The 1304-nt window shown below is 63.1% G+C and carries 1 protein-coding gene and 2 rRNA genes; all 3 read right to left on the reverse strand.

Features of this window, described 5'->3' with window-relative positions:
• The coding region (locus ACFYWL_RS31210; protein WP_386980437.1) for an HAD family hydrolase at nt 1–582 on the reverse strand (582 nt) is incomplete at its 3' end.
• 61 nt (nt 583–643) lie between these two features.
• Nucleotides 644–760, reverse strand: a 5S ribosomal RNA gene (gene rrf, locus ACFYWL_RS31215).
• Between the two features lie 78 nt (nt 761–838).
• Nucleotides 839–1304: ribosomal RNA gene (locus tag ACFYWL_RS31220) — 23S ribosomal RNA — on the reverse strand; the annotation flags it as partial.

The raw sequence follows: 1304 nt of genomic DNA on the forward strand, positions 1-1304 counted from the left end.
CGCGGCGGGCGTCATGGCGGTGAACCCGTACACGTCCATGCCGGCGGCGACGGCGGCCTGGACGCCGAGGGGGCTGTCCTCGACGACGAGGCACCGGCCGGGCTCGGCCCCCATGCGGGCGGCCGCGTGGAGGAAGAGGTCGGGTGCGGGCTTTCCACGTCCGACGTCCTGGGAGCTGAAGATCCGTCCGTCGTCGAACCACCGGTCCAGCCCCGTGGTCCGGTGTCCCACCCGGATCCGTTCGTGGCTGCCGGAGGACGCCACGCAGTACGGCACTCCGTCCTCGCTCAGTCGCTCCAGCAGGTCGGCGGCGCCGTCCACCGCCTTCAGTTCACGTTCGAAGGCGGTGAACACGCGGGTGTGGAAGACCTCGTCGAAGTCCGCCGGCAGCCGCTGCCCCGTCCGCTCCTCGACCAGGTCGTGGATCCGGTGCATCGCGGACCCCATGTAGTCGCGGACGGAGTCCTCGTAGGTGGTGGGGTGGCCCACCTCCGTCAGGTACTCGGCCAGCAGCCGGTTGGAGATGGGTTCGCTGTCGACGAGGACGCCGTCGTTGTCGAAGATGACGAGATCGTGGTTCATACCACGAGCCTAAACGCAGAAAACCCCGCACCGGAATCGGTGCGGGGTTCTCCCGAAAATTGTTCGGCGGCGTCCTACTCTCCCACAGGGTCCCCCCTGCAGTACCATCGGCGCTGTAAGGCTTAGCTTCCGGGTTCGGAATGTAACCGGGCGTTTCCCCTACGCTATAACCACCGAAACACTATGAAACAAACAAACCAGCCGACACTTCAGGCTGTTCGTGGTTTCAGAACCAACACAGTGGACGCGAGCAACTGAGGACAAGCCCTCGGCCTATTAGTACCGGTCAACTCCACACGTTACCGTGCTTCCATATCCGGCCTATCAACCCAGTCGTCTACTGGGAGCCTTACCCCATCAAGTGGGTGGGAGCCCTCATCTCGAAGCAGGCTTCCCGCTTAGATGCTTTCAGCGGTTATCCCTCCCGAACGTAGCCAACCAGCCATGCCCTTGGCAGAACAACTGGCACACCAGAGGTTCGTCCGTCCCGGTCCTCTCGTACTAGGGACAGCCCTTCTCAAGACTCCTACGCGCACAGCGGATAGGGACCGAACTGTCTCACGACGTTCTAAACCCAGCTCGCGTACCGCTTTAATGGGCGAACAGCCCAACCCTTGGGACCGACTCCAGCCCCAGGATGCGACGAGCCGACATCGAGGTGCCAAACCATCCCGTCGATATGGACTCTTGGGGAAGATCAGCCTGTTATCCCCGGGGTACCT

This window comes from Micromonospora sp. NPDC002575, from assembly GCF_042889525.1.
Classification (GTDB): Bacteria; Actinomycetota; Actinomycetes; order Mycobacteriales; family Micromonosporaceae; genus Micromonospora; species Micromonospora carbonacea.